Source organism: Arthrobacter sp. ISL-5, assembly GCF_018613835.1.
In the GTDB taxonomy this organism is placed as follows: domain Bacteria; phylum Actinomycetota; class Actinomycetes; order Actinomycetales; family Micrococcaceae; genus Arthrobacter.
The window spans coordinates 39,724-57,186 of record NZ_JAGGPM010000045.1; the positions used below are offsets into that span (position 1 = coordinate 39,724).

General features: G+C 68.3%; 14 protein-coding genes and 1 pseudogene. 2 read left to right on the plus strand and 13 right to left on the minus strand.

Going from position 1 to position 17,463, the window contains the following annotated elements; all coding sequences use genetic code 11:
* Window positions 1–16: 16 nt before the first annotated feature.
* The 5 genes from guaB to J7I89_RS22190 all read right to left on the minus strand — a co-directional run bounded on the left by guaB (window position 17) and on the right by J7I89_RS22190 (window position 6,618).
* Window positions 17–1,528 carry an IMP dehydrogenase gene (guaB, locus tag J7I89_RS22170; RefSeq protein ID WP_214974851.1) on the minus strand — a complete coding sequence of 504 codons (1,512 nt, stop codon included), beginning with the start codon at window positions 1,526–1,528 and terminating at the stop codon, window positions 17–19.
* A 191-nt stretch (window positions 1,529–1,719) separates the two neighbouring features.
* Complete coding sequence (locus J7I89_RS22175; protein ID WP_251045719.1) at window positions 1,720–3,804, minus strand: acyltransferase family protein; 2,085 nt, start codon at window positions 3,802–3,804, stop codon at window positions 1,720–1,722.
* Window positions 3,805–3,991: 187 nt separating this feature from the next.
* Complete coding sequence (gene groL, locus J7I89_RS22180; RefSeq protein WP_214974853.1) at window positions 3,992–5,602, minus strand: chaperonin GroEL; 1,611 nt, start codon at window positions 5,600–5,602, stop codon at window positions 3,992–3,994.
* A 76-nt stretch (window positions 5,603–5,678) separates the two neighbouring features.
* The gene (groES, locus tag J7I89_RS22185; protein WP_056635831.1) at window positions 5,679–5,975 is read right to left on the minus strand and encodes a co-chaperone GroES; all 297 of its coding nucleotides are present in this window, start codon (window positions 5,973–5,975) and stop codon (window positions 5,679–5,681) included.
* Between the two features lie 241 nt (window positions 5,976–6,216).
* Window positions 6,217–6,618, minus strand: coding sequence for a hypothetical protein (locus tag J7I89_RS22190; protein ID WP_214974855.1), 402 nt, complete (start codon window positions 6,616–6,618; stop codon window positions 6,217–6,219).
* Between the two features lie 55 nt (window positions 6,619–6,673).
* On the opposite strand from J7I89_RS22190, the gene J7I89_RS22195 reads away from it, so the two are divergent.
* Window positions 6,674–7,903, plus strand: coding sequence for a class I SAM-dependent methyltransferase (locus J7I89_RS22195; protein WP_214974857.1), 1,230 nt, complete (start codon window positions 6,674–6,676; stop codon window positions 7,901–7,903).
* A 71-nt stretch (window positions 7,904–7,974) separates the two neighbouring features.
* On the opposite strand, the gene J7I89_RS22200 is transcribed toward J7I89_RS22195, so the two are convergent.
* The gene (locus J7I89_RS22200; protein ID WP_308160004.1) at window positions 7,975–8,802 is read right to left on the minus strand and encodes a shikimate 5-dehydrogenase; all 828 of its coding nucleotides are present in this window, start codon (window positions 8,800–8,802) and stop codon (window positions 7,975–7,977) included.
* A 97-nt stretch (window positions 8,803–8,899) separates the two neighbouring features.
* Window positions 8,900–10,672 (minus strand): glycoside hydrolase family 3 N-terminal domain-containing protein, encoded by a 1,773-nt coding sequence (locus tag J7I89_RS22205; RefSeq protein WP_308160005.1) that lies wholly within the window; start codon window positions 10,670–10,672, stop codon window positions 8,900–8,902.
* 102 nt (window positions 10,673–10,774) lie between these two features.
* Here J7I89_RS22205 and J7I89_RS22210 point away from each other — a divergent pair, with 102 nt between their 5' ends.
* A complete protein-coding gene (locus J7I89_RS22210) occupies window positions 10,775–11,926 on the plus strand; it encodes a glutamate--cysteine ligase (RefSeq protein ID WP_214974860.1) in 1,152 nt (383 codons plus the stop codon).
* 80 nt (window positions 11,927–12,006) lie between these two features.
* Here the strand turns inward: J7I89_RS22210 and tsaD are convergent, their stop codons facing one another.
* The 6 genes and pseudogenes from tsaD to J7I89_RS22240 form a co-directional block, all read right to left on the minus strand.
* Window positions 12,007–13,140 (minus strand): tRNA (adenosine(37)-N6)-threonylcarbamoyltransferase complex transferase subunit TsaD, encoded by a 1,134-nt coding sequence (gene tsaD / locus J7I89_RS22215; protein WP_214974862.1) that lies wholly within the window; start codon window positions 13,138–13,140, stop codon window positions 12,007–12,009.
* Between the two features lie 149 nt (window positions 13,141–13,289).
* Window positions 13,290–13,709 (minus strand): annotated as a pseudogene (gene rimI, locus J7I89_RS22220) (ribosomal protein S18-alanine N-acetyltransferase); the annotation flags it as partial.
* Window positions 13,710–13,762: 53 nt separating this feature from the next.
* Window positions 13,763–14,434 (minus strand): tRNA (adenosine(37)-N6)-threonylcarbamoyltransferase complex dimerization subunit type 1 TsaB, encoded by a 672-nt coding sequence (tsaB, locus tag J7I89_RS22225; RefSeq protein WP_214974865.1) that lies wholly within the window; start codon window positions 14,432–14,434, stop codon window positions 13,763–13,765.
* Window positions 14,434–15,066: a tRNA (adenosine(37)-N6)-threonylcarbamoyltransferase complex ATPase subunit type 1 TsaE gene (gene tsaE / locus J7I89_RS22230; RefSeq protein ID WP_214974867.1), complete on the minus strand. Its 633-nt coding sequence runs from the start codon at window positions 15,064–15,066 to the stop codon at window positions 14,434–14,436. Before tsaE ends, tsaB begins: the two co-directional genes overlap by 1 nt.
* A complete protein-coding gene (gene alr, locus J7I89_RS22235) occupies window positions 15,063–16,298 on the minus strand; it encodes an alanine racemase (protein WP_214974869.1) in 1,236 nt (411 codons plus the stop codon). The genes tsaE and alr overlap by 4 nt, the downstream gene beginning before the upstream one ends.
* A 69-nt stretch (window positions 16,299–16,367) precedes the next feature.
* A complete protein-coding gene (locus J7I89_RS22240; protein ID WP_214974876.1) occupies window positions 16,368–17,459 on the minus strand; it encodes a carbohydrate kinase family protein in 1,092 nt (363 codons plus the stop codon).
* Window positions 17,460–17,463: the final 4 nt, after the last annotated feature.

Sequence of the window (17,463 nt, forward strand, 5' to 3'; positions counted from 1 at the left end):
CAACCGGCGGTGCTGCTTAGCGTGAACCGTAGTTCGGGGCCTCGACGGTCATCTGGATGTCGTGCGGGTGCGATTCCTTGAGCCCGGCCGGGGTGATCCGCACGAACTTGCCGCGGGCCTTCAGCTCGGCGATGGTCGGCGAACCGACGTAGAACATGGTCTGGCGCAGTCCGCCCACCAGCTGGTACGCGACCGAAGCGAGCGGCCCGCGGTAGGCCACGCGGCCTTCGATGCCTTCCGGGATGAGCTTGTCGTCGCCGGAAACGTCGGCCTGGAAGTAGCGGTCCTTGGAGTAGGACGTGTTCTTGCCGCGGGACTGCATGGCGCCCAGCGAGCCCATGCCGCGGTAGCTCTTGAACTGCTTGCCGTTGACGAAGATCAGCTCGCCCGGGGACTCGTCACAGCCGGCCAGCAGCGACCCGAGCATGACGGTGTCGGCTCCGGCGACCAGCGCCTTGCCGATGTCGCCCGAGTACTGCAGGCCGCCGTCGGCAATCAGCGGGACGCCGGCCGGGATGGCCGCCTTGGCGGACTCGTAGATGGCGGTGATCTGGGGAACGCCCACACCGGCCACCACGCGGGTGGTGCAGATCGATCCGGGGCCCACGCCCACCTTGATGCCGTCGGCGCCGGCATCAATCAGGGCCTGCGCGCCTTCGCGGGTGGCGGCCTGGCCGCCGATGATGTCCACGTGCGCCGCGACCGGATCCGACTTCAGGCGGCGGATCATATCCAGCACGCCCTGGGAGTGTCCGTTGGCGGTGTCCACGAAGAGCGCATCAACGCCGGCGTCCACGAGCTTCATGGCGCGTTCCCAGCCGTCACCGAAGAAACCGATGGCGGCGCCGACGCGCAGCCGGCCTTCGTCGTCCTTCGTGGCCAGCGGGTACTGCTCGGCCTTGGTGAAGTCCTTCGTGGTGATGAGGCCCTTGAGCCGGCCCTGCTCGTCCACGAGCGGCAGCTTCTCGATCTTGTTGGTGGCCAGCTTGTGGGAGGCCTCTTCGCGGCTGATCCCGACGTGGCCGGTGACCAGCGGCATCTTGGTCATGACGTCGCTGACCAGGCGGAGGGGGAAGTCCGATTCCGGCACGAAGCGGGTGTCCCGGTTGGTCACGATGCCCAGGAGCCGGTTGCCTTCGTCGACGACGGGAAGTCCGGAAACCCGGTACTGCGAACAGAGCTCGTCGAGTTCCTGCAGCGTGGCCTCGGGGCGGATGGTCAGCGGGTTGGTGATCATGCCGGATTCGCTGCGCTTGACGCGGTCCACCTGGTCGGCCTGGTCATCGATGGCGAGGTTGCGGTGCACGACGCCCAGGCCGCCCTGCCGTGCCATGGCGATGGCCATGCGGGACTCGGTGACGGTGTCCATGGCTGCAGAGAGCAGCGGCGTCTGGACGGTGATCCGCTTGGAGATCTTGGAGGACGTGTCCGCATCGGACGGGATGACGTCCGTGTGGCCGGGAAGCAGCAGGACGTCGTCGTACGTCAGGCCGACGAAGCCGAAGGGGTCGTGTTCGGGCTGGGTCATGAGTGCGCCTCTTACCTTGGTTATGGGGTTCACGGGTAGGGGTTGCAGCTGATGACCAGCCCGTCATTACGGGACTGGCCTGTGCAGAAGTATTGAATAAATTCTAGAACCTCCGCGGCGATCCCCATATTCCGGAACCGCAATGTGAGCAATGGCACGCGGGGCCGGCGGCCGCCATGGTCAGGCTGCCGCTATTTCCAGCCTGTGGCGGCGAGGAGGCGCTTTTCGAACATCGGGATCATCGACTGCACATACGTCTTGGTCAGATGGTTGTCGTCCTTGTAGACGTACACGTTGCCCACCACCGCCGGGCAGATGCCGTCCGCGCAAATGAAGTCGCTCATGTCCATCAGGTGCAGGCCGTCCACCCTGCCCTTGTAAGCGTCCAGCGGCGATGACTCTGCCAGGGACTCGCCGAGCGGCGCGTTGCACTCGGCTGCCTGGGCGCCGTACTTCTGGACGCATTCGGGCATGTTGATGTTGAAGCGCGGGTTGTCCCGGATCCCCACCACATCCATTCCCGCGTCAGTGAACGGCCTGACGCCGTCCAGGTATCCGGGCACTTCGGTCTCGAAGGGCGCTTCCTTGTGCGTCAGGGTCGCCACCGTGAACACGGCGTCGGGCTTGTGCTCCATCACGTAGGCCGCGCTGGCCTTGTTGAAGGCGTTGCAGTCGGCGTCGCGCTCAGGCGATTCGGCGCCGAACCGGCAGTTGCCCTTCAGGAGCGTCACCACTTCCCAGCCGTGTTCCTTGGCGATGGGGCCGAGTGCGGCCATGTACTGCTGGGCATGGGAGTCGCCGAGCACCACAATGCGCTTCTTGACTTTGTCCGGCCGGCTGTTCTGCAGGCAGCCGCTGAGCAGCGGGTCGCTCGGGACGTTGCCGTCCGTGCACAGTCCGTCGATGTCCGCCCACTCGTTCTTCATGGCGGCAGGTGCCGGAATCACGGTGGCCTCGGGAGTGGGCTTGCCGGCATTTTCGGGCGCAAGGGCGGCCGCACCCGGCGTCAGCTCCCGCGGCTGCGCGGCGGCCGCCGCTTCGTCCGCGGTCAGGCGCGTCTGCCAGACGGCAACGGGACCGGCCAGCAGGGCACCGCAGGCAACGATCACGACGGCGGTGCGCCACGCCCGCAGCTGCGGCCAGTGCCATTCACGCAGCGGTTTTTCCACGAAGCGGGTGGTCAGCACGGCAAGCACCACCGAGGCGGCCACGATCGCCAGGCCCTGGACGAGGTTGGGGGCGACGACTCCGGTGCCGGCCAGCGCCAGGACCAGGACGGGCCAGTGCCACAGGTACATGGCGTAGGAGTTGTCCCCGAGGGCCACCAGGGGCTTCGAGCTCAGGACGCGGTCCACGCCGAACCGGCTGCCGCTCTGGCCGGCAACGATGATGGCCGCCGCCGCCAGCGTGGGCCACAGCGCGATGAAGCCAGGAAAGGACCGGTCGACGGTGAGCACCAGGCCGCAGGAGATCATGGCCGCGAGCCCCGCCCACCCCAGCACCATACGGAGGGCTTTACCGGGTTTCAGGTAGGGCAGTGACAGCGCCAGGAGGGATCCCAGTGCGAACTCCCAGAGCCGGGTGCGGGTATCAAAGTATGCGTACGCCTGGTTCGTGGCGGTCTGGTCGACCGAGAAGATGAGCGAGGCGATGAAGATGCCGCTGAAGGCGACCATCAGGACCAGCCGGTAACTGACCTTCCGTCGGCGCTGCAAAATCCGCCACACCACGGCGGCGCCGGCGAAGATGAGGGGCCAGAGAATGAAGACCTGGCCCTGGATGGACAAGGACCAGAAGTGCTGCAGCGGGCTGGCTCCGGCATGGTCCTGGGCGTAGTAGTCGACGGCGGTTTCCGCCAGCAGCCAGTTCTGCCGGTACAGCAGGGAAGCCCAGGCCTCATTGAGGACGTCGGGCCAGCGGCTCTGCGGGATCACCAGCCAGGTGCCCGCAAGAACACCAAGGATCACCACGACAGCGGCGGGAATCAGCCGTTTGAAGAGGTGCAGCCAGTGGCTCACCAGGCGCAGCGGCTTGCCGCTCTCCACTTTCCGCACGAACGACAGGGTCAGCAGGAACGCTGAAATCAGCAGGAAGATGTCCACCCCGCCGGAGACGCGGCCGAGCCACACGTGGTACGTGACCACCATGAGCACGGCCAGGGCGCGGAGGCCCTGGACCTCGGGGCGGTACCCCGCCTTGGCCTTCACCCGGGCGGCCCGCGGTTCCCGGTGTGACTGGTGTGACTGGTGGTCCGGTTCCTGGTGCGGCGGTTCCATCGTTCTCGCTGACACAAACAACCTTTCCAAAGCCGCGGCACAAAGCATCCATGTTACCAATTCGTGATCTTCCAGACCAATCGGCGGCTCCGCGTGTCGCTCCCTGCGGGCCTCCTCGGGCAACGAAAAGGGCCGGCCCAGCAGCAGCTGGGCCGGCCCCCTCGCGAGGCTTGAGTGAGGCTACAGCCTAGTGGCTGTGGCCCGCGTGCTCTTGTTCCTCGGCAGGCTTCTCAACCACGAGGGTCTCGGTGGTGAGCACCAGCGCGGCGATGGAGGCCGCGTTGCGCAGGGCTGCCCGGGTGACCTTGACGGGGTCAATGACGCCCGCCGCGATCAGGTCCACGTACTCGCCGGACTTGGCGTTGAAGCCGCCGTTGGTGTCCTGCTCGGCAACCTTGGCAGCTACCACGTAGCCGTCGAAGCCGGCGTTCTGGGCGATCCAGCGCAGCGGCTGGACCAGAGCGCGGCGGACGATGCCCACAGCAGCGGCTGCGTCACCCTCGAGCGCGGTGACGGCCGGATCCTCATCCAGGGCCTTCAGTGCGTGGATCAGCGCGGAGCCGCCGCCGGCCACGATGCCCTCGTCGAGGGCGGCGCGGGTGGAGGACACTGCATCTTCGATGCGGTGCTTCTTTTCCTTCAGCTCGACCTCGGTGGCTGCGCCGACCTTGATCACGCCGATGCCGCCGGCAAGCTTGGCCAGGCGCTCCTGGAGCTTTTCCTTGTCCCAGTCGGAGTCGGTGCGAGTCAGCTCGGCGCGCAGCTGGGCGACGCGTGCCGCGACGTCCTCGGCCGATCCGGCACCGTCAACGATGGTGGTGCTGTCCTTGGTGACCGTGATGCGGCGGGCAGTGCCCAGCACCTCGAGGCCAACGGAATCCAGGCTGAGGCCCAGCTCCGGGGAGACAACCTGCGCACCGGTGAGGGTGGCGATGTCCTGCAGCATGGCCTTGCGGCGGTCGCCGAAGCCCGGAGCCTTGACGGCAACGACGTTCAGGGTGCCGCGGATGCGGTTGACGATCAGCGTGGACAGTGCCTCGCCCTCGACGTCTTCGGCAATGATGAACAGCGGCTTGGAGCTCTGCAGCGCCTTCTCCAGCAGCGGCAGGAAGTCCTGCACCGAGGAGATCTTGCCCTGGTTGATCAGGATGAGGGCGTCCTCAAGCACTGCTTCCTGGCGTTCCGCGTCGGTGACGAAGTACGGGGACAGGTAGCCCTTGTCGAACTGCATGCCCTCGGTGAGAACCAGCTCGGTCTGCGTGGTGGAGGATTCCTCGATGGTGATCACACCATCCTTGCCGACCTTGCCGAAGGCCTCGGCCAGGAGCTCGCCGATCTCATCGCTCTGGGCCGAGATGGCCGCAACGTTGGCAACCTGCGTGCCTTCAACGGGACGGGCGTTCTCGAGCAGGCGGGCAGCAACGGCTTCGACGGAAACCTCGATGCCGCGCTTGATCTGGCCCGGGGCGGCACCGGCAGCAACGTTGCGCAGGCCTTCCTTGACCAGCGCCTGTGCGAGCACGGTGGCGGTGGTGGTGCCGTCACCGGCGACGTCGTTCGTCTTGGTGGCTACTTCCTTGGCCAGCTGGGCACCAAGGTTCTCGTACGGGTCGTCCAGTTCGACTTCCCGGGCGATGGTCACGCCATCGTTGGTGATTGTGGGGGCGCCCCACTTCTTGTCCAGCACGACGTTGCGGCCGCGGGGGCCGAGCGTCACCTTGACCGTGTTGGCGAGCTTGTCGATGCCGGCTTCAAGCGACCGGCGGGCAGCGTCGTTAAACGCGAGCTGCTTTGCCATGGTTTTGTCCTTTCAAGACAGAAACCCCGCGCTGCTGATCCAGTCAGACAAGATCGGCGGCGCGGGGGTCCAAGAGTTACTTAACGACGATCGCCAGAACGTCGCGGGCAGACAGCACGAGGTACTCGGTGCCACCGGTCTTGACTTCAGTTCCGCCGTACTTGGAGTAGATAACGACGTCGCCGATGGCTACGTCGATCGGAACGCGGTTGCCGTTGTCATCGAAGCGGCCGGGGCCTACTGCAACAACTTCGCCTTCCTGCGGCTTCTCCTGCGCGGAGTCCGGGATGACCAGGCCGGAAGCCGTGGTCTGCTCGGCTTCGAGCGGGCGGACAACAATACGATCCTCAAGAGGCTTAATAGAGACCGACACTCGGACCTCTCCTTTTCGTCAGCAAATTCATGGACAGTAGAACTGTTGCGCCTGAGCGTGCAAACCGTCGTCGCGGTGCCGGCAGCAGCCTGGCTGGCAGTTCTTCATGTGTTAGCACCCTCCTAGGGAGAGTGCTAATGACGACTCTATGTAAGGGGTTAGCACTCGGTCAAGGTGAGTGCCAGAATTTCATCCGCGGTGAACAGCCGGCAGGATGCAGTCGGCGGCCTCCCGGCAGCCGTCAGCGGCCGGCGAGGTCGTCAAACCCCAGGTCTTCTTCGTCTTCACCGTCCGCCGCCGGCGCGTTTTTCCGCTGCAGGAACAGCACGACGGCGGAGGCGGCAGCCGCCAGCACGGAGACGATCAGGAACACCACGCCGCCAATGCGGGCGCCGGAGTACAGCTCCCGGATCTGGCGGGCTTCGTCGGTCGCGTCACTGATGTTCTTGCCGCCCACCGAATAGACGGTGGCGTTGAAGGAGTCCAGGAGGAAGATGATCACCAGCAGCACGATGCAGACGACGGCGGCAACAGCGCCGGCGATCAGGGCCGGCCGTGCGTACCGGACCACTCGCGCATGCCGGACCAGGTCAGTGCGGCTTCGGTTGGGCTGGTCAGGACTGGGCGTTGCGCTGGATTCCATTCAGACCACCCTATCGGCAACAGCACCGGCGGGCCCCTCCACTAGGCTTGACTCCATGTCTGAAGCACCGCAGGACCAGATCGCCCACCTCCTGACCGAGGAAGGATGGGAGCTCCTGGCATCGCTGGGTCCGTACCGGGAGGACCAGTCCTTCGCGCTCAACTCCAGCCTCCGCAAGGCGGGGCACTCCCCCGAGCTCGTGTCCGCAGTGCTGACGCAGTCCCGGCTGCGCACCAAAGCCGAGGGCAAGTTCGGCGAGTTCGCCCGGCAGATGCTGTTCACCCAGGCTGGCCTTGAGCAGGCCACGCGGCTCAGCGTCGCGGCCCGGCACGCCCAGCGCTTCGCCGAGGCAGGCGTCCGGCACGTGGCCGACCTCGGCTGCGGCCTCGGCGCGGACTCCATGGCACTCGCGTCCCTCGATATTGCCGTGACGGCCGTGGAGCTCGACGAGACCACCGCCGCGTGCGCCACCATCAACCTCATTCCCTTCCCGCACGCCACCGTGGTGCACTCGGACGCGACCTCGGTTCCGCTCGGTGACGAGGACGGCGTCTGGCTGGATCCTGCCCGGCGCACCACGTCCACCTCCGGAACCACAAGGATCTGGGACCCCGAGGCCTTTTCGCCTCCGTTGTCCTTCGCGGAGTCGCTCGCCGCAGCCGGGCGCGCCGTCGGCGTCAAGATGGGGCCCGGCATGCCGCACGAGTCCGTGCCCCGGGGCTGCGAAGCGCAGTGGGTTTCGGTGGGCGGTGACGTCACCGAGGTCGCGCTCTGGTTCAACGCGGTGGCGCGCCCCGGCATCCGGCGCGCAGCGCTGGTCATCGGGCCGCAGGGGGCGGCCGAGCTCACCAGCGCGGCGGGGTTCGGCGGCGGTCCGGTTGCTCCGGTGGGCCCGGTGGAGGGCTACCTGTACGAACCGGACGGCGCCGTGATCCGTGCCGGGCTCGTGGCCGACCTTGCCCTCGAGCTGGGCGGCCATCTGGTTGACGAGCACATCGCCTACATCTGCGCCCCGAACCTCGTGGACACGCCCTTCGCGCGGGCTTACAGGGTCCTTGAGGTCATGCCCTACAACGTGAAGGCGCTCAAGGCCTGGGTCAGGCAGAACGGCATCGGCGTGCTGGACATCAAGAAGCGGGGCACGTCCGTCACCCCCGAAGAGCTGCGGAAGCAGCTGCTGCCCGGCTCGAAGTCCGGAGGGAAAAGCACCGGAAAGAAGACAGCCACCCTGGTCCTCACCCGGATCGGGGAGGAACGGGTGGCCGTCTCGGTGGAGCCGCAGTAACCGGCTGCCGGCCGCTGCGGCGCCGAACTGCGCGGCGTAACTACTGCACGCCTGACTGCTGCGCGGCCTGGCTACTGCGCGCGAACGAACGCTTCGGCGTCCCGCACCTGCTGGTCGGTGGGGCGGATGCCGGTGTACAGCACAAACTGCTCCAGCGCCTGGATGGTGGCGACCTCCGCGCCGGTGATGACCTTCTTGCCGGCCGCGCGGGCCGCCTTGATGAGCGGCGTCTCAGGTGGCAGGGCCACGACGTCGAACACCACCTTGGCGGCCTCGACGGCCTCAGCGGGGAAAGAAAGTGATTCGGCGTCCGGTCCCCCGGCCATGCCAACAGGGGTGACGTTGATGATCATGTCCGCCGCGGCGTCCGGTCCGGTGCCAAGGTCCGCGCGCCAGGCAAAGCCGTAGAGGTCGGCCAGCGCGCGGCCGGCGGCCTCGTTCCGGGCGATGATGGTGACGTCCTTGAAGCCCGCATCGCGCAGCGCCGCCGCCGTGGCCTTGGCCATTCCGCCGGCACCCTTGAGCAGCACGCAGAACCCGGCCGGCACCGCGTTGCGTTCGAGCAGCTGCTCAATCGCCGTGTAGTCGGTGTTGTAGGCCGTCAGCCGGCCGGCGTCATTGACGATGGTGTTGACCGAATCGATGGCCTTGGCCGACGGGTCCATGACGTCCACAAGGGCGATCACGTCTTCCTTGTACGGCATGGAAACGGCGCAGCCCCGGATCCCCAAGCCGCGGACCCCGGCGATCGCCTGGGCCAGGTCGGTGGGCGCAAAGGCCTTGTAGATCCAGTTCAGGCCAAGCTGGTCGTAGAGGTAGTTGTGGAAGCGCGTCCCGTTGTTGCTCGGCCTGGCCGAGAGGGAGATGCACAGGGTCATGTCTTTGTTCAGAATCGGCACTCCTCCATTAAACGGTCATGCCGCGGCGCGATCACCCCGGCGGGCCGTGCGGATCCGGATTCTTTCCTTTATGACACCGACTTTTGTGACACGGACGTCAGCGGCAGCCGGAACCAGGGCGGTAGGTTCCGACGGCGGCCGGCAGCTTTCCGGTGGCTGCGGCCTTGCCCGCCAGGACGGCCAGGAGGGCCCTGAACGCGGCGGGCGTCCGGCCGTATAAGGCGATCTTGGTGGGCGCGGCGGAACGGGCCAGCGGCCAGGGCGCATCCAGGGCAACGGCAATGTCGCCGCCCGCGGGAGCGCCGCGGTATCCGATGAGAGTGACCAGCGGCCCCGCCCCCAGCGTGATCCCCTGCTCCCTGGCGGCAGCGGCAAAGCGGGCCCTGTCCCCCGCCGTGCCTCCGGCCAGCCGGACGCGGCCCGCCACGTGCGCCCCCCTGCACCGTCCGGAGAGAACGGTGACGGCCCGGGCGGAGACTTCGGCGGACAAGCTCTCGCCGCTGCCCGGAGCCGCCGGAGGGTGTTGCGCCTTTGTGCGGCCCTGCCAGATCATCATCGTGACCACCCGCCGCGCGGCCTCATCCAGGCGTGACAGCGGAAGCTTTCCGGCCCCGACGGCTTTGACAATGGCCGAGTGGGCTGTGTTCACATCCACCGGCATCAGCAGCAGATCGGCACCGGCGGCCAGCGCGGCGGGGGCCGCCGAGCCTTGGGGGTACCGGCCGCTCACGGCGCCCATGTTCAGCGCGTCCGTGACGGCCACTCCCTTGAACCCCAGACCCCGCAGGGCCGCGTAGGTGGCTTTCGAGATCGACGCCGGAACGCCCGGCTCCAGGGCAGGAACGGCGATGTGTCCGGTCATGATCATCGGGGAACCTGCCGCCACAGCGGCCTGGAAGGGCTTCCAGTCCCTGGCCTTCAGCTGGGCCACTGTGGCCTTCTGGACCGGCAGGTCCGTGTGCGAATCGGACGTCACCGAGCCGTGCCCCGGAAAATGTTTGGCGGCCGGCAGCACACCGGCCTCCAGCATGCCCTTGGAGAAGCCGACGCTGAGGATTCCCGCCGCGCGGGGATCTGCTGACATCGAGCGGGCCCCGATGGTGGGATCGGCGGGACCTATGGTGGCATCGGCGTCGGGCGCGAAGCCCACCGTGAATCCGACGGCCGCGAGTTCCGCCGCCAGCCCGGCGCCGGCCTGGGTTGCCAGCGGGACGCTGCCGGCCGCGCCATAGCTCATGGGGGACGGCCAGCCGGTGAGCGGGGCACCCACGCGTTGCACCATTCCCCCTTCCTGGTCCACGCCGATCAGGCCGGGCCAGGTTCGTCCGCCGGACCGCGAAGCCGCGTCGAGCCGACGGGTCGCCGCGGTCAGCGCCGGAACGTCGACCAGTCCGCCGGGAGTCCCGGGCACGTTGTCGGCCATGATCATTGATCCGGCGAGATGAAGCCGCTCAACGGTGGCCGCCTGGGTCCGGTGATCGAGGCCGGCAAAGGACGGCAGGAGCACCTGCCCGGCCTTCTCGCTCAGCGTCATCCGTGCGACGGCGGCGCTGGCCGCCTCGAGGTCCCGCTGCTGCGGACCCCAGCCCAGGGGTGCCGTTCCCCGTTTCCCGTCCGCAGTCTTCGGTGCGGACGATGCGGGAGCCGGCAGGGCCGCCGTCGGGGATTCTCCCTGATCCGGCGCAGGGGCCTCCGGAGCAGCCGCACTCGAGGGAGGCGGCTGTGGCGGGGCAGTGCACGACGCCAGGGCGAGCAGCGCCGCGAGGGCTGCCGCCGTCCGGGCAGGCCGGTAAGGGGCGGGTCCGTCATTGGTCTGGTGCGGGAAGGTGGTCCTGTGAAAACTTTCACGCGCTCTCTGTAACCAAGCCATCATCTCGATGCTACCCCTGCACTAGACTTGAAAGACCGTTCCCCTGCCAGCCGTTCTGCCAGAAACGGCCACCACGGGACAGCAGAACTGCGAGAGGAACACATGAAGATTGATTTCGCTTCATCCCGGCAATCAACTCTTGGTGTGGAATGGGAACTCGCCCTGGTTGATGCTCAGACCGGCGAATTGGCGTCCGTGGCAAACGAGGTCCTGCGCGGGGTGTCCGCCAACCACCCCGAGCTGAACGAGGACGACGAACACCCGCACATCAAGCAGGAACTGCTCCTGAACACCGTGGAACTGGTCACCGGGATCTGCGAGACCGCCGCGGAAGCCAAAGAGGACCTCAGCCGGTCCCTGGCGGCCGTCCGCGAAGTCACCGATCCCATGGGAGTGGAAGTTTTCTCGGCGGGCAGCCACCCTTTCAGCCCTCCGCAGCTGCAGCCGGTCACGGACAAGGAACGGTACGCCAAGCTGATCGACCGCACGCAATGGTGGGGCCGCCAAATGGTCATCTACGGCGTGCACGTGCACGTGGGCCTCGACCGGCGCGAGAAGGTCCTCCCCGTGCTGGACGGCCTGGTCAACTACTTCCCGCACTTCCAGTCGCTGTCCGCCTCCAGCCCGTTCTGGGGAGGCGAGGACACCGGCTACGCGTCCCAGCGCGCCCTCATGTTCCAGCAGCTTCCGACGGCGGGACTGCCGTTCCAGTTCCGCTCATGGGAAGAATATGAGTCCTATGTCCAGGACATGTTCACCACCGGCGTGATCGACACACTCTCGGAAATCCGCTGGGACATCCGGCCGGTCCCGAACCTCGGCACCATCGAGATGCGCATCTGCGACGGCCTGGCCACGCTTGAAGAGGTGGGCGCCGTTGCTGCCCTGACGCAGTGCCTTGTGCATGAGTTCTCCACCACGCTGGAGAACGGCGGCACCATTCCCACCATGCCGCCGTGGCACGTCCAGGAAAACAAGTGGCGCGCTGCCCGGTACGGCATGGATGCGATCATCATCCTGGACGCCGAGGGCAACGAGCAGCTGGTCACCGAGCACCTGCTGGAGACCCTGAACCGGCTCGAGCCCATCGCCGCGAAGCTGGGCTGCCCCGATGAGCTGGCCGACGTCGAAAAAATCATCAGCCGCGGAGCCGGCTACCAGCGCCAGCGGCGCGTGGCTGCGGAGAACGGCGGCAACCTCCAGGCCGTGGTGCTGGACCTGGTCGAGCAGATGCGGAACGGGCCCACGGCGTAAGCGCGGCCTGCCCGGTTGAAGGCCCGCCCGGTTGAAGTCCCCGCTGGCTGCTGCCGGACTCCGTGGGCTCGCGAGGCAGGTTAGACGGCCGCCGTCTGGGCGGCTTCCGGTGCCGGCGCCGAAACCGTGGTGACGGGCATCGACGAATCCGGGGCGAAGGCGAGGCCGCTGGGCTCTATGCCCGCCATGACCAGCTGCGCACCGAGGGCGGCCACCATGGCGCCGTTGTCCGTGCAGAGGTCCAGCGGAGGCACATGCAGCCTGATCCCGGCGGCGGAGCAGCGCTGTTCGGTCAGCTGGCGGAGGCGCGAGTTCGCAGCCACTCCGCCGCCCAGCAGCACATTGGTGAGGCCGTGCTCCCGGCAGGCCAGAACCGCCTTGGACGTGATGACGTCCACCACGGCCTCCTGGAACGCCGCGGCGATGTCCGCCACCGGAACGGCCTCCCCCTTTGCCTCGAACTGCTCCACGCAGCGGGCCACCGCGGTTTTCAGCCCGCTGAAGGACCAGTCGTAGCGGTGCCGCCCGGGCTCCTCGGCGGTGCCCATGTACTTGGGCTGGGTCAGGCCCCGGGGGAAGCGGATGGCCTTGGCGTTCCCCTCGCGGGCCAGCCGGTCGATGGCCGGGCCGCCGGGATAGCCCAGGCCCAGGATCCTCGCCACCTTGTCGTAGGCCTCGCCGGCGGCATCGTCAATCGTGGAGCCCAGCAGCTCGACGTCGTCGGTGATGCTGCGGATCCGCAGGATCTCGGTGTGCCCGCCGGAAACCAGCAGGGCGCCCAAGTTCTCCGGGAGCGCCGGGCCGTTCCCGGTTTCCCCGGCCCCGCCGGGACGTGGGTCCAGGAGCCCGACGCCCACATGGGCGACGAGGTGGTTGATCGCATACAGGGGCTTGCCTGTGGCGACGGCCAGGGCCTTCGCCGCGCACACCCCCACCATCAGGGCCCCGGCCAGCCCGGGTCCTGAGGTGACGGCGATGGCATCGATCTCATCCAGCGTTACGTCCGCCTCGGCGAGCGCGGCCTCGAGGGTCGGAACGAACGCATCCAGGTGCGCGCGTGATGCGATTTCCGGAATGACGCCGCCAAACCTGACGTGCTCGTCCATCGAGGAGGACACCGTGTTGGTCAGAAGTTCCGTGCCGCGGACGATGCCGACGCCGGTTTCGTCGCACGAGGACTCGATGCCGAGCACGAGTGGCTGCGAACGGTTCATTGTTGGTCTGCCTTCGTCGGGGTGGTCTCGCCGGAACGGCGCGGGTCGTGCCGCTGAGCGGCGTCCTGGTGCGCGGGACCCTGCTGCACAGCGTCCTGCTGTCCATCGGCCGGGTGAATGACGTCCTCGTGCAGGGCCAGGACGTCCTCCAGCTGGAGCCTCATGATGAGGGCGTCCACGCCGTCACGGTAGTACTTCCGCCGCACGTGGATCTGCTCAAACCCGAACCGCCGGTACAGCTGCTGGGCGCGCGGATTGTCGGCCCGGACCTCGAGCAGCACGTCAGCCGCGCCGCGCCGGCGCCCCTCGTTGATCAGCTCCCTGAGCAGGGCCGAGCCGATGCCCCTGCCCTCATACTCCGGCACGACGGCGATCGTCTGGACGTCCGCGATCGGCTCGACGCACATGAGGCCGGCGTAGCCGACGATCCCGTCCGGCGCCTCGGCGATCAGGTACCGGCGGGTTTCGGGCTGGGCCAGTTCGTCGACGAACATGTGCAGCGGCCACGCGTCCGCGGGAAAAAGGCGGACCTCCAGCTCATGGACGGCGGGAATGTCAGCCGGCAGCATGTCCCGTACCGTCACGGCGGCGTCGGGACGGACTGGCTTTCCGGGCAGGCCGCTCACAGGGCCCGCTTCCGGGGGCCGGGAACCTGGGCGTCGGACTCGCGGAGGTACAGCGGCGTGGAGTCGAGGAGCGTCTCCCCCGCCGCCAGCTTGGCGAGCGCGAACTGTCCCAGGTACAGCGCGTCCGGATGCTCCTCGCTGAAGTCCGGATCAGCGCGGAGGACATCCGAATAAAGTCCGGCGCCGGCTCCGTAGGCCGGCAGGTCCGGAAGATCCGCGGCGAAGCCCACATGCGGCCCGTCCACCAGCTTCGGGAGCTGGCCGGCGGTGAGCGTATACCGGGCCCAGTACACCTCCTTGCGCCTCGCGTCCGTGGCTACGAGGAACTCGGCCGGCGCGTCGGTGGATTCGGCCACTTCCAGGGCGACGGCGTCCAGGCTCATGAGCCCGTGCAGCGGCTTGTTCCACACATGGGCCAGCGTGCGGGCTGTCGCGATCCCGGAGCGGAGCCCGGTGAAGGGGCCGGGGCCCACTCCGACGACGATCGCGTCGATGTCGGCACCGGTCACGCCGGCTTCGGCCAGCAGATTCTCGATTCCCGGCGCGAGCACCTCGGCATGCGTCCGTGTGTCCTCGGTGGAAAAGCTTCCCACGACGCCCTCCATGGCGTCGTCGGACATCAGCGCGGCGCTGGCCACGGCGGAGGTGTCGATGGCAAGAATGAGCATCAGCGTGTCCCTTCGGAGGCCTGCTTGAGGACGGGCTGGTCCGCCCAGCGCGGCCCGAAGCCGCGGATGATGATGGTGCGGGGCTCGTCGTCGTCGTCCGTGTCGAAGTCCAGGACCGCCTCTGGTGCCGCGCCACCGGTTGGGTTGCCATCAAGTGGGCTGACGCCGGCCGCGTGGGCGGCCGCCGCGCCGCCGATGGAGCGGTGCAGCTCCACCTCGAGCCGGCTCTCGCTCAGGTGTTCCACCCGGTCGCGTCCCCACTCCACCACGGTGACCGAGGAGTCCAGCGTGTTTTCCAGGTCGATGTCGTCAATTTCCGACGCCGATCCCAGCCGGTAGGCGTCGACGTGGACCAGGTCGGGGCCGCCTGGGCGGGGCCCGTCGGGGAGGTTCGGGTGGATGCGCACCAGCACGAACGTGGGCGAGATGATCCCCTCGCGCACGCCCAGGCCCTCGCCGAGGCCCTGCGTGAACGTCGTCTTGCCGGCGCCGAGTTCGCCGGTGAGGACCAGCAGGTCCCCCGCGCGAAGCAGCTCCGCCAGCGCCGCGCCCAGCGCGTGGGTCTGCTCCGCCGTCGAGACCCTCAGGGTCTGGACCCAGAGGGGCGCGGTGCCGGCCGCCGGAAGGTTCACGGCGCGAGCGATTCGTCGACGGCCGTTTCGTTGACGGGCGTTTCGTTGACGTAGGTCCGCGGGACTCGCGGGCTGATGCGGGTCACGATCTCGTAGTTGTTGGTGCCGGCGGCGCGGGCCCAGTCGTCCGCGGTGGGGCCGCCGTCGGCGCCGTCGCCAAAGAGCTCCGCCTCGGCTCCGAGGACGCTGTGCCCGCCGGCGGAGACGTGCCGGGGGCCGAGGTCGATCACCATCTGGTCCATGGCGATCCTGCCCACCACCGGGTAGGTTACGCCTTCCACGCGCACCGGGCCGCCGGTGGCCACGCGCGGGACGCCGTCCGCGTAGCCCATCGGGATCAGTCCCAGCGTGCTGGCGCCGGAGGTGCGGTAGTTGAAGCCGTACGAAACGCCCTGGCCGGCCGGCACGTCCTTGCAGTGGGCCACCACCGTGCGCAGGGTCATGGCCGGGCGGAGGCCCAGTTCAGCGGGCGTCTGCCCCACGAACGGCGACAGTCCGTAGATGCCCAGTCCTACCCTGACGAGGTCGAAATGCGTGTCCGGCCGGGACAGCGTGGCCGGGGTGTTGGCCAGGTGCCGGACTTCCGGGTCCACGCCGGCGTCCTCGGCGATGGCGAGGACTTCGCGGAACGCGGCGAGCTGCTCATCCGTTTCCGGGCGTTCGGGTTCGTCGGCGACCGCGAGGTGCGAGAAGATGCCCACCACGCGCAGCAGTCCCTCGTCCTGGTACTCCATGGCCTCGCCCACCAGACGGTCCCACTGTTCCACGGTGGCGCCGTTCCGCCCGAGGCCGGTGTCCACCTTCAGGTGGATGCGTGCCGGCCGCTCCTGTTCGCGGGCGGCAGCCACGATCCGTTCCAGCTCCCAGCCGGAGCACCCGATGTCGACGCCGGCGGCCACCGCCGCGCCGAAGTTGCTTTCCGCCGTGTGCAGCCACGCAAGCAGCGGCGCTTCGATGCCGGCGGCGCGGAGGGCCAGGGCTTCGGAAATATGCGCCACGCCCAGCCAGCCGGCTCCCGCTTCGAGGGCGGCGCGCGCCACGGGCACCGCGCCGTGACCGTAGGCGTCCGCCTTCACCACCGCCATGACCTGCGCCGGCGAAGCGGCGGCGGTTAGGCGCCGGACGTTGTGGCGGATGGCCTCGAGGTCAATGACGGCGGACCGTTCATAGGACGGCGGCCGGACGGCGCCTGATACAGGCTGGAGGTCTCCTGTTGCTGCTGGATAAGTCACTCTACTGATTCTAATGCTGGCGTTGCGGGCCGGATAATTCCCTGGAAACGGGATGTGACTCGGGACGGGTCAGGCGTCCGAGAGGTGCGCGATGGTGGCCGCCGCCCTCCGCTGGGCTTCCGGTGGCACGTCCCGGACGATGTCCGCGAGGAACGCGTAGCGGCGCAGCCACTGGCTGCCGCGGCGTTCCGGACGGGCGTTGGCGCGCTTCCACCAGTCGGCGATGTCGCCCCAGCCCGGCGCGGCGAGGGATCCGCCCACCTCCTGCACGGCCAGCGCGGCGCAGAGGTTGGCGAACCGCAGCCGGTCTCCCAGCGGCCACCCCGCCAGGCAGCCGACGACGAACGCCGCCCCGAAGCAGTCCCCGGCCCCCGTGGGATCGTAGGCCGCCACCGGCAGGGACGGCACCCATTCCTCCTCGCCCGTTTCGGAGTCCACGGCCATGGATCCCTGCTGGCCCAGCGTCACCACCGCCACGGGCACGCGGTCCGCGAGGGAGTACAGGGCGGCCCAGGGATCGCCCTTGCCCGTGAAGGCCATGGCCTCGCGCTGGTTGGGCATGAAGGCATGGAAGTAGCGCAGGTTCTCCAGCCGCGCCTGTGACCATTCGCCGCTGGGGTCCCAGCCCACGTCGCCGAACAGCTTCACGCCCGCGCCGTGGGCCTCAAGGGCCCACGGTTCCAGCTCGTGGCCAAGGTCCGCCACCGCGGCCAGCGCGGGAGGCGGCCGGCCGATCAGCTCGGACGACGACACGGGCGCGGGATGCCCGTGGGTGACCATGGAGCGGTCGTGGTTGACGCTCAGGGAGATCGTCACCGGCGAATGCCACCCCGGAACCCGCCGGGACAGGGACAGGTCCACGTGCTCCTGCCCTGCGAGGATTTTCCAGTTGTAGTCCCCGTAGCCGTCATCGCCGAAGGCGGCCGCCAGCCCGGTCCGGAGCCCCAGCCGGGCAGCCGCAATGGCCTGGTTGGCCACGCCGCCGGGGCAGCTTCCCATCCCCTCGCTCCAGATTTCGGTTCCGGGTTCGGGCGCATGCGGCAGCCCCGTGAAGATAATGTCCTGAAACACCGTTCCGGCCAGCAGCAGGTCAAATCCTCCGGCCGACGGCGTGCGGACGGCAGACAGCGGATCGAAGCGGCGTGCGGGAATCGCATCCATGTTC

Bases quoted from the DNA above. Each gene is read 5' to 3' on its own strand.
- guaB (WP_214974851.1), bottom strand. From the start codon at position 1,528: ATGACCCAGCCCGAACACGACCCCTTCGGCTTCGTCGGCCTGACGTAC.
- J7I89_RS22175 (WP_251045719.1), bottom strand. From the start codon at position 3,804: ATGGAACCGCCGCACCAGGAACCGGACCACCAGTCACACCAGTCACAC.
- groL (WP_214974853.1), bottom strand. From the start codon at position 5,602: ATGGCAAAGCAGCTCGCGTTTAACGACGCTGCCCGCCGGTCGCTTGAA.
- J7I89_RS22190 (WP_214974855.1), bottom strand. From the start codon at position 6,618: ATGGAATCCAGCGCAACGCCCAGTCCTGACCAGCCCAACCGAAGCCGC.
- J7I89_RS22195 (WP_214974857.1), top strand. From the start codon at position 6,674: ATGTCTGAAGCACCGCAGGACCAGATCGCCCACCTCCTGACCGAGGAA.
- J7I89_RS22205 (WP_308160005.1), bottom strand. From the start codon at position 10,672: ATGGCTTGGTTACAGAGAGCGCGTGAAAGTTTTCACAGGACCACCTTC.
- J7I89_RS22210 (WP_214974860.1), top strand. From the start codon at position 10,775: ATGAAGATTGATTTCGCTTCATCCCGGCAATCAACTCTTGGTGTGGAA.
- tsaD (WP_214974862.1), bottom strand. From the start codon at position 13,140: ATGAACCGTTCGCAGCCACTCGTGCTCGGCATCGAGTCCTCGTGCGAC.
- tsaB (WP_214974865.1), bottom strand. From the start codon at position 14,434: ATGCTCATTCTTGCCATCGACACCTCCGCCGTGGCCAGCGCCGCGCTG.
- J7I89_RS22240 (WP_214974876.1), bottom strand. From the start codon at position 17,459: ATGGATGCGATTCCCGCACGCCGCTTCGATCCGCTGTCTGCCGTCCGC.